Origin of the sequence: Rhodococcus sp. BS-15 (assembly GCF_000813105.1) — a bacterium.
GTDB lineage: Bacteria > Actinomycetota > Actinomycetes > Mycobacteriales > Mycobacteriaceae > Rhodococcoides.
In genome coordinates, this window is sequence record NZ_BAOX01000177.1 from 1 (window position 1) to 10,308 (window position 10,308).

Sequence of the window (10,308 nt, forward strand, 5' to 3'; positions counted from 1 at the left end):
CGGATGTGGTTCCTCAACCGCTTCGATTCCGAGTCCACGGCGTACAACATCCCGTTCGCGCTTCGGCTCAGCGGACGTCTCGACGTCGACGCGTTGCAGCGTGCCGTCTCCGACGTGATCGAGCGCCACGAGACCCTGCGATCGGTGTACCCGGACTCACCCGAGGGCCCGCACCAGGTGATCGTGCCGATGTCGGAGGTGCCGACCACTCTCGAGGTGATCGACACCGACGCGGAGTCGGTGACCGCTCGGGTTCTGGAGCTCCTGTCGGCGACGTTCGACGTCACGACCCAGGTTCCGCTGAAGACCGCGCTTTTCCGAGTCTCGGACACCGAATTCGTACTCGGCATGGTCATCCACCACATCAGCGCCGACGGTCTGTCGGTGATGCCGTTGTCCACCGACGTCATGACCGCCTATGCTGCACGCACCCGAGGCTCCGATCCGGCGTGGGCACCGCTGCCGGTGCAGTACGCCGATTACGCGCTGTGGCAGCGCCGGGTTCTCGGGTCCGAGGAGGACTCGGAATCGATTGCTGCGCAGCAGGTTCGGTACTGGGAAAGTGCTCTGGCCGAGCTGCCCGAGCAGATCGAGCTACCGCTCGATCGTCCGCGTCCCGCCGAGCAGACCTTCCGAGGCGGCCGCGTCGATTTCCGGATCGACGCAGCCGCGCACGCTCGACTGACCGAACTGGCACGTGCGCACAACGCGACGGTGTTCATGGCGGTGCACGCGGCGTTCGCCGTGCTGCTCTCGCGCATGTCGGGATCGCCGGACATCGTCGTCGGAACCCCCATCGCGGGTCGCGGTGAAGCAGAGATCGAGAACCTTGTCGGCATGTTCGTGAACACGTTGGTGCTGCGGCTCGACGTGGCGGGCGGAGCGAGCTTCGAAGACCTTCTCGACGCGGCTCGAGAGACCGATCTGCAGGCGTTCGCCAACTCCGACATACCGTTCGAGCGGCTCGTCGAGGTCGTCAACCCCGCCCGGTCGACGGCGCGTCACCCGTTGTTCCAGGTCGGCTTCTCGTTCCAGAACTTCGCGCGTCGAGAATTCGAGCTCGACGGGCTGGACATCTCGGCACTGGACACCGAGACCGGAACGTCGCAGTTCGACCTGCACCTGATCGTCTCCGACGCCCCGCGCGACGACGAGGCCCCGCACGACGACCAGGCACCGGGCGGCTTCGATGCGTTGTTGACATACGCGACCGATCTGTTCGACGAGCGCACCGCTCGCTCGCTCGTCGCCCGGTTCGAGGCCGTTCTCGACGCTGTCGCGGCGTCGCCGTCGACCCCGGTCGGCGACCTCGATCTGTTCCTCGACGGTGAGCTACCCGCCATCGTCGACGAGTGGAACGACACCGACCGTGACTTCGATTCCGCAGGCGGCACCACGCTCGCCGATCTGTTCGTGGACTCGGCAGCGCGTAGCGGTGACGCTGTTGCACTCGTGCACGACGACGGCACGCTGACGTACGGCGAGTTCTCCGAGCGGGTGTCGCGTCTGGCCCGTCACCTGATCGGTTTGGGTGTCGGACCCGAAGTGCCGGTGGGACTTGCCATTCGGCGCTCGGTGGATCTACTCGTCGGCATGTATGCCATCTCCGTGGCCGGCGGTGCCTACGTCCCGATCGATCCGGATCAGCCGGCCGAGCGCAACGCGCTCGTGTTGGAGACCGCAGTTCCGCTGTGCGTATTGACATCCGGTGCCGTCGGCGCGGAGATCTCCTCTGCAGCAACGGTTGTCGATCTGACGCAGCTCGATCTCGCGAGCTGCTCGCCCGCGCCGGTGGAGGCCTCCGAGCGCCGCAGTGTGCTCTCCGCCGACAACACTGCCTACGTCATCTTCACGTCCGGCTCCACCGGCCGGCCCAAGGGCGTAGCGGTCTCGCACGGTGCCGTCGTCAACCAGTTGAACTGGTTGCGAGCGGAGTACGGCCTCGACGAGACCGATGCGTCTCTGCTCAAGACCGCAGCGACCTTCGACCTGTCGGTGTGGGAGTTCTGGTCGCAGCTGACTTCGGGTGGGCGACTCGTCGTCGCGAACCCGGAGGGGCATCGCGATCCCGATTACCTGCTCACGCTGATTCGTCGGCACGCGGTGACCACGCTGCATCTGGTGCCGTCGATGCTGTCGATGCTCGGCACCGTTGCCGCGGGCGAGCTGTCACCCGATCTGCGACGCGTCCTGGCCATCGGTGAAGCACTCCCCGCAGCGGTGGCGCAGGATTTCCGGCGGCACAACGGTTCCGCCGAGCTGCACAACCTGTACGGTCCGACAGAGGCAGCGGTGTCGGTAACCTCGCACCCGGTCACCGATGCCGACACCGTCGCCGTGCCGATCGGCGTGCCCGAGGCCAACACTGCCGTGTTCGTGCTGGACTCCCGCCTTCATCCGGTTCCGGCCGGAGTAACCGGAGAGCTCTACCTCGCCGGTGCGCAACTGGCACGAGGATATTTCGGGCGAGCAGACCTCACCGCCGAACGATTCGTGGCGAATCCGTTCGACGCGAACGGAACGCGGATGTATCGCACGGGCGACCTCGTGCGCTGGCGGGTTCCGCTCGTCGACGGCGCACCGGCAGCGGCCCGCCTCGACTACATCGAGCGCGCCGACTTCCAGGTCAAGATTCGCGGGTTCCGCATCGAACTCGGTGAGATCGAGGCAGCCCTGCGCACTCAGACAACGGTGGCCGACACGGCCGTCGTGGTGCACACCGGCGAATCGATGGGGGACCAGCTGGTCGCCTACGTCGTCGGACAGTCCGGAGCAGTACTCGACGTGGCGAGTGTCGAAGCCGAACTCGCGCGCGCCGTCCCGTCGTACATGGTTCCGGCTGCGTTCGTCGTCCTCGATGCCCTCCCGCTCAACGCCAACGGGAAACTGGATCGACGGGCCCTTCCGGCACCGCAGTTCGAGGTTGCCGAGTTCCGCGCCCCGGTCACTCCGATCGAGGAGATCGTCGCGTCCACCGTGGCGGAACTGCTCGGTCTCGACCGCGCCGGACTCGACGACGACTTCTTCGCGCTCGGTGGAAACTCATTGGTCGCAACCCAATTGGTCTCGAGGTTGGGCCAGGCGCTCGACGCCCAGATTCCGGTGCGAGCAGTGTTCGCGGCGTCCACTGTCGCAGGCCTGGCCGCCCACATCGCTCCGCTCGTCGGTGGCGGTGCGCGCCGAGAGCTGACCGTTCGTGAGCGCCCCGATCTGCTTCCGCTCTCGATCGCTCAGGAAAGAATGTGGACGATCAACCGGATCGACCCGGTTCCTCGGCATACAACATTCCTGTTGCGGTCCGGCTGACCGGCGCACTCGACATCGACTCCCTGCGCGGGCATTCGACGACGTTCTCGGACGCCACGAAATTCTTCGCACGGCATACCCCGATTCGGTGGACGGGCCGGTGCAGCAGATGGTTCCGTCGCCGAGGTGGGGGTCGACCTGACGCCCGAGCGGGTGGAACCGGATTCGGTGATCTCCCGACTGACCGAGACCCTCGGTGCCGGGTTCGACGTCACCGAGTCGGTTCCGGTGCGGGCTGCGTTGCTGCAAGTCGCCGAGAACGAGCACGTACTCGCCGTGGTGGCACATCACATCGCCGCCGACGGCTTCTCGATGGGTCCGCTGATCCGCGATGTCATGGTGGCCTACACCGCTCGGGTTGCGGGGGAGATGCGACGTGGTCGCCGCTACCGGTCCAGTACGCGGACTTCGCGGTGTGGCAGCGTGAGGTGCTCGGGAGCGAGAGTGATCCCGAGAGTCCGCTCGCGAAGCAACTGGCGTACTGGACGACCGAGTTGGCAGGAGCGCCGGAACAGTTGGCGCTCCCGCTGGATCGACCGCGACCGCCTCGCCCGACGATGCAGGGTGCCTCGTACGGCTTCTCGTTCGGCACCGACATCGCATCGGCGATCGAGAAGATCGCTCGCGAACACTCTGCGACCACGTTCATGGTGGTGCACAGTGCCTTCGCCGTGCTGCTGTCGAGGCTGAGCAACTCCTCCGACATCAGTATCGGCACACCCACTGCAGGTCGCGGTGAACAGCAACTCGACGAGCTCGTCGGCATGTTCGTCAACACGCTCGTGTTGCGAACTCGACTCGATCAGAGCGGCACGTTCGTCGAGCTGTTGCAGCAGGCCAAGGACAAGGATCTGGCGGCGTTCGGTCACGCGGACGTCCCGTTCGAGCGGCTCGTCGACGCACTGGGCCGGGCGCGGTCGAGTGCCTACACTCCGCTGTTCCAGGCGATGCTGACGTTCCAGAACCACGTGACCGGAACGTTCGAGCTGCCGGGTCTGCAGGTGCAGGCCTTGCCTGCAGGCGACGACCAGGCCAAGTTCGATCTGCAGCTGACCGCCGTCGAACGATTCGACGACACCGGGGCACTACGCGACATCGAGGCGACGTTCACCTACGCAACGGCGATCCTCGACGAGTCGTCGATCGCGACGTTCGCAGATCGATTGCTGCGGATTCTGAACGCCGTCGTCTCGGATCCGGATGTGGTGCTGCGGTCCATCGACATCCTTTCCGACGAGGAGAAGGCGGAGTTCGCACCGCGAGCCAAGCCCAAGACGGTGGACGATCTGCCCGAGCTGGTTGCCCAGGCAGCAACCGTCGCACCCGATGCAGTGGCCATCGAACACGAATCGACGACGGTCGATTTCGCTGCTCTACACGCCAAACTGGCACAGATGTCGGCAACGATGGGCTCTGCGATGAAACCGCAGGCTCTGGTGACGGTCACGCTGTCGGCACTGATTCCGGGTATCTTGCCCGCCCTCGGTGCGGAGGGGCTGACCACCGCTCTGGCATCGTTGATCGAACGGGCGGAGTCGGTGATCGCGTCGTCGTGACGAATGCCGAGTTCGCCGGTTGTGCACGTGGATCGATCAGGAGGAAAAGTTAGATGGCGGTAGGACGTCGAAGCGATGCAGCTCTGACGGTCGAGGACCTTCCGCGCTTGGTTCGCAGCGTTGCGGCGGTCGAACCCGACCGCGTAGCTCTCACGCACCTCGGTACGGAACTGACCTACGCCCGCCTGGACGAGGAGATCACCACCCTCGATGCGGCCATGGGGGGCGTCCTCGGCCCCGACGCGCTCGTCCCGGTCGTTTTGTCCAACACTCTCGAGGGCCTCATCGAGGCCACCGAGGGTGGTCTGGACTCGGTCGTGTCGACCCTCGTCTCCGATGCAGTGTCCGTGCTCGGCGATGACGATTCGACGTCGAGTTCGGCCGATCCCGAAGCCACCACGCTGTACACGCTGTTCGCCGATCAGGCCGAGCGCACCCCGGACGCACCTGCCCTCGTCTTCGGCGACGAGACGCGCACCTACGCCGAGTTCGCCGCGTCGGTCGAGCGTCTCGCCCGGGTACTGATCGCACAGGGAGTGGGCCCCGACTGCGCGGTGGGACTGTCAATTCGCCGCTCGTTCGATCTGCTGGTGGGCATGTACGCAATCTCCGCAGCAGGCGGAGCCTACGTTCCGTTGGACCCGGATCATCCGGTCGATCGACTCGGATACGTTCTCGACACCGCGAAGCCGGTCCTGGTCCTGACGACCACGAACGACATGCCGCAGTTGCCCGCGGGCACCGTCACCGTTCTCGTCGACGACGTCGACCTGACCGATGTGCCGGGAGGGCGGATCACCAACGCGGACCGAGTTGCGGCCCTGACCGAGGACGACCTCGCCTACGTCATCTTCACCTCCGGTTCGACGGGACGTCCGAAGGGTGTGGCGGTGAGCCACCGGGCCATCGTCGCCAACATCTCCTGGCGTCAGCGCGAGTACGCGATGAGCGCTGCCGACGTCGTGTTGCAGAAGACACCGTTCACGTTCGACGTATCGGTGTGGGAGTTCTTCTGGCCGTTGCAGATCGGTGCCGCACTCGTGATCGCCGAGCCCGAGGGCCACCGCGACCCCGCCTACCTCGCCCGCGTCATCGGCGAGCGCAGCGTGAGTGTGACGCACTTCGTGCCGTCCATGCTCTCGGTGTACGTCGCCGAACCCACTGCTGCCCAGGCTGATTCGCTCCGAATGGTGTTCGCTTCCGGTGAGGCGCTCCCGGCGCGAACCGTCAACGCGTTCCACTCGATCTCGAACGCGGAACTGCACAACCTCTACGGTCCCACCGAAGCGGCCGTCGACGTCACGTACTACCGAACCCAGCAGGTGGAAGAAGCCTCGGTTCCCATCGGCGCTGCTGTCGACGACACCGATCTGTACGTGCTCGACGAAGGACTGCGGCGATCGCCCCGTGGAGTCGAGGGTGAGCTCTATCTGGCGGGGGTGCAGCTCGCTCGCGGATACCTCGGACGCACCGACCTGACCGCCGACCGGTTCGTGGCCGACCCGTTCGGTGAGCCGGGCGACCGCATGTACCGCACCGGCGACCTGGTGCGCCGACGCGCCGACGGCCTCATCGAGTACATCGGGCGCACCGACTTCCAGGTCAAGCTACGTGGCCTGCGCATCGAACTGGGCGAAATCGAATCGGCTCTGCTCGCCGAGCCCGAGGTGACTCAGGCGGCTGTGCTGCTCCATTCGTCCGAGCAGTCGGAACAACAGCTCGTCGGATACGTCGTCAGCACCGATCCCGATATCGATCACGACGGCCTCGCGGACGCGGTGCGACGGCGCATGCCGGAGTACATGGTGCCGCCGGTGTTCGTCGTCCTGGACGAGTTTCCGCTGAACGCGAGCGGCAAACTCGACCGAAAAGCACTGCCTGCGCCCGATTTCGCGTCCCTGGCGCGGGAATACCGCGCACCGAGCACGGACACCGAGTCGGCACTGGTCTCGATCTTCGAGACCGTGCTCGGCATCGATCGCATCGGCGTCGACGACGACTTCTTCACACTCGGCGGCAACTCTCTGAACGCGACCCGCGTGATCGCGCGAGTCAACGCCGAACGCGGTTCGGCCGTCGACGTCCGCGCGTTCTTCGACGCTCCGACCGTTGCCGAGCTCGCCGCTGCAGTCGATTCTGCCGACTCGACGAACGCGCGGCCCCCATTGGTCGCGCATCAGCGGCCCGAACGCGTGCCGCTGTCGCTGGCCCAGCAGCGGATGTGGTTCCTCAACAGATTCGAGCCGGACTCGGCCGTCAACAACATCCCGGTCGCCATCGCGTTGAGCGGTGAACTCGACTTCACGGCACTGCAGACGGCCTTGATCGACGTACTGGATCGGCACGAGTCGCTACGGACGGTCTACCCCGATCACGACGGCATCGGTTTTCAGCGCGTGCTCGAGTCCGATGCGGAAGCAGTGGACCTGGAGCGACTGGCAGCGACCGAGGCCGACGTACCCGCCGTCCTGCTCGAGTTCGCGCTCCGGCCCTTCGATCTGGCCGTACAGCTGCCCTTCCGCGCGGTACTTCTCGAGACATCCGAGACCGAGCACGTGCTTGCGTTCGTGGTGCACCACATCGCGGCCGACGGATTCTCGATGGGGCCGCTGACCCGAGACGTGGTGGCCGCCTACGTGGCGCGCACCAACGGGCAAGAGCCACAATGGACTCCGCTCGAGGTGCAGTACGCCGACTTCACCCTGTGGCAGAGGGCTGTCCTCGGTAGCGAGGACGATCCGGAATCGCTGATCTCGGAGCAGGAGAACTACTGGCGGCACCAGCTCGGCGGCGCACCCGACCAGTTGGAGCTACCCACCGACCGTCCCCGCCCGGTTGTCGCCACGACCAACGGCGGCACGCACACGTTCGAGATCGACGCCGAACTGGTCCGCGCGCTGGAGAAGCTCGGAAAAGACCACAACGCAACGACGTTCATGGTCGTGCAGGCCGCGTTGGCTGTGTTGCTGGCCAAGCTCGCGGCCGCCGAGGACATCGTTGTCGGTACGCCGGTCGCAGGCCGTGGAGACGCGGCCCTGGACGACGTGATCGGCATGTTCGTCAACACACTGGTGCTGCGCTCCGAAGTCGATCCACGGGCGTCGTTCGACGATATGCTGCGCGAGATCCGGGAGGTGGACCTCGCTGCGTTCTCGCACGCCGACGTGCCTTTCGAGCGTCTGGTCGACGTGTTGGCCCCGGTACGGTCGCAGGCACGGCACCCGCTGTTCCAGGTGATGTTGACGTTCCAGAATCTGGATCGAACCTCGGTCGAACTCCCCGGATTGTCCATCTCGGCAGTCGATTACGAGGCAGACCTGGCAAAGTTCGACCTCCAGGTGACTCTGTGGGATTCCGCACCGTCCGATTCCGGGTCCGCAGGGCTGACCGTCGCCCTGACCTATGCCGCGGATCTCTTCGAAAAATCGACGATGGTGCAGTTCGGGGAGCGTTTCCTTCGTGTTCTTCGCGCTGTCACCGCAGCACCCGCCGCAGCCGTCGGTGATATAGAAGTTCTCGACAGTGACGAACGGCTGCGGGCGCTCGATCGAGTCCGCCCTTCCGCGGCCACGGCCTCCGGTGCCGTCCTCGGTGACCGGTTCGATGCTCGGGTTCTGGCGGATCCCGAAGCGGGAGCCGTGACCTTCGAGGGAAGAACGTTGTCGTACGGCGAGCTGTCCGCGCGCGCGAACCGACTCGCTCGCGAACTCATTTCGCATGGTGCAGGACCGGAAACTCTTGTCGCGGTTGCTCTTCCGAGATCTGCCGACCTGGTCGTGGCGTTGCTGGCGGTGCTGAAGTCCGGTGCCGGCTATCTGCCGATCGACGCTACCTACCCCGCGGAGCGGCTCGACTTCGTCATGCTCGACGCTCGTCCGGTCGTGCTCGTGGCCGGTATCGACAACCACGATGCCCTTCCCGCCACGGATATCCCGGTTGTCGCAATCGATGAGACCACGGCGTCGACGCACAGTTCGGCTCCCGTCACCGACGCGGATCGGCTGCGGCCGCTGCGTGAGAACAACACGGCTTACGTCATCTACACCTCCGGGTCGACAGGCACACCCAAGGGCGTGCGGATTTCGCATCGCAATGTCGGTCGATTGCTGGACAACACGGCAGAGCTCTATCGATTCGGCAACACCGACGTGTGGACGATGTTCCACTCGTTCGCGTTCGACTTCTCGGTCTGGGAACTGTGGGCTCCGCTGTTGTCGGGCGGCCGAGTGGTGGTGGTGGACTTCTTCACCAGTCGATCGCCCGATGCGATGGTCGAACTGCTCGTCCGCGAACGGGTGACGGTACTCAACCAGACGCCGTCGGCGTTCTATCAACTGATCGATGCCGAGCGTCGCCTCGACAGTGACGCGGGAGAACTCTCCCTGCGATACGTGATCTTCGGCGGTGAGGCACTCGACCCCAACCGGCTGGATCGGTGGGTGGCCCGCCACGGTGAGCGTCCGATGCTGGTGAACATGTACGGCATCACCGAGACCACGGTGCACGTGTCGTTCCGTGAGCTCCACCTCTCGGCCACCCCGACCGCGGTGTCGAGTCCGGTGGGCGACGCGATTCCCGGGCTCGGTGTGTTCGTGTTGAACTCGAGGCTGCAGCCGGTGCCACCCGGCGTCGTCGGTGAAATGTACGTCGCGGGTGAGCAACTCGCGCTGGGGTATCTGAATCGACCGGATCTGTCCGCCGTTCGATTCGTCGCGCATCCGTTCTCCGATCACGGCGAGCGGATATACCGCACCGGCGACCTGGCGCGTCTGACTGTCGACGGCGAATTGGACTACGTAGGTCGTAGTGACAGCCAGGTACAGTTGCGCGGTTTCCGTATCGAACTCGGCGAGGTCGAAGCCGTGCTCGAACGCCACGAATCGGTATCGCGTGCCGTGGTGGAGGTACGCACGGACGACCGTGTCGGCGACAGGTTGGTCGGCTACGTGGTTCCCGAGCACGGGTTCGTCGTGGAATCGGCTGATCTCGCAGAGTTCGCGGGCGGATTCCTGACCGGCTACATGGTTCCCGATGCCTTCGTCGTGTTGGATGCGTTGCCCCTCACGCCCAACGGTAAGTTGGATCGGCGGGGTCTGCCCGATCCGGTGTTCGCGGCGAAGGAGTTTCGTGCTCCGTCGACGCCTGTCGAGGAGATCGTGGCCCGGGTGTTCGGAGAGGTCCTCGGGGTCGATCGGGTCGGTGTCGACGACGATTTCTTCGCACTCGGCGGTACTTCGCTGGTGGCGACGCAGGTGGTGTCCAGGCTCGGTGTGGAGCTGGGTGCATCGGTTCCGGTGCGTGCATTGTTCGAGGCCAGTTCCGTCGGCGCGCTTGCCTCGCGGATGGAGAGCCACGTCGGTAGTAGTGCGTCCGTTCCGCTTGTCGCTGTTGAACGGCCCGAACGGATTCCGCTTTCCCTTGCGCAGCAGCGGATGTGGTTCCTCAA

The 10,308-nt window shown here is 65.4% G+C and carries 3 protein-coding genes and 1 pseudogene; all 4 read left to right on the top strand.

The window, feature by feature from the left end; genetic code table 11:
- Positions 1-3,306 (top strand): amino acid adenylation domain-containing protein (locus tag RHBS_RS18075; RefSeq protein WP_306303550.1); only part of this gene is annotated, 3,306 nt, incomplete at its 5' end.
- Positions 3,307-3,474: 168 nt separating this feature from the next.
- Positions 3,475-3,615 (top strand): annotated as a pseudogene (locus RHBS_RS31850) (condensation domain-containing protein); the annotation flags it as partial.
- Positions 3,616-3,719: 104 nt separating this feature from the next.
- Complete coding sequence (locus tag RHBS_RS31855; protein WP_306303551.1) at positions 3,720-4,862, top strand: condensation domain-containing protein; 1,143 nt, start codon at positions 3,720-3,722, stop codon at positions 4,860-4,862.
- Positions 4,863-4,915: 53 nt separating this feature from the next.
- On the top strand, positions 4,916-10,308 hold a 5,393-nt coding region (locus RHBS_RS18080; RefSeq protein ID WP_128646167.1), incomplete at its 3' end, for a non-ribosomal peptide synthetase.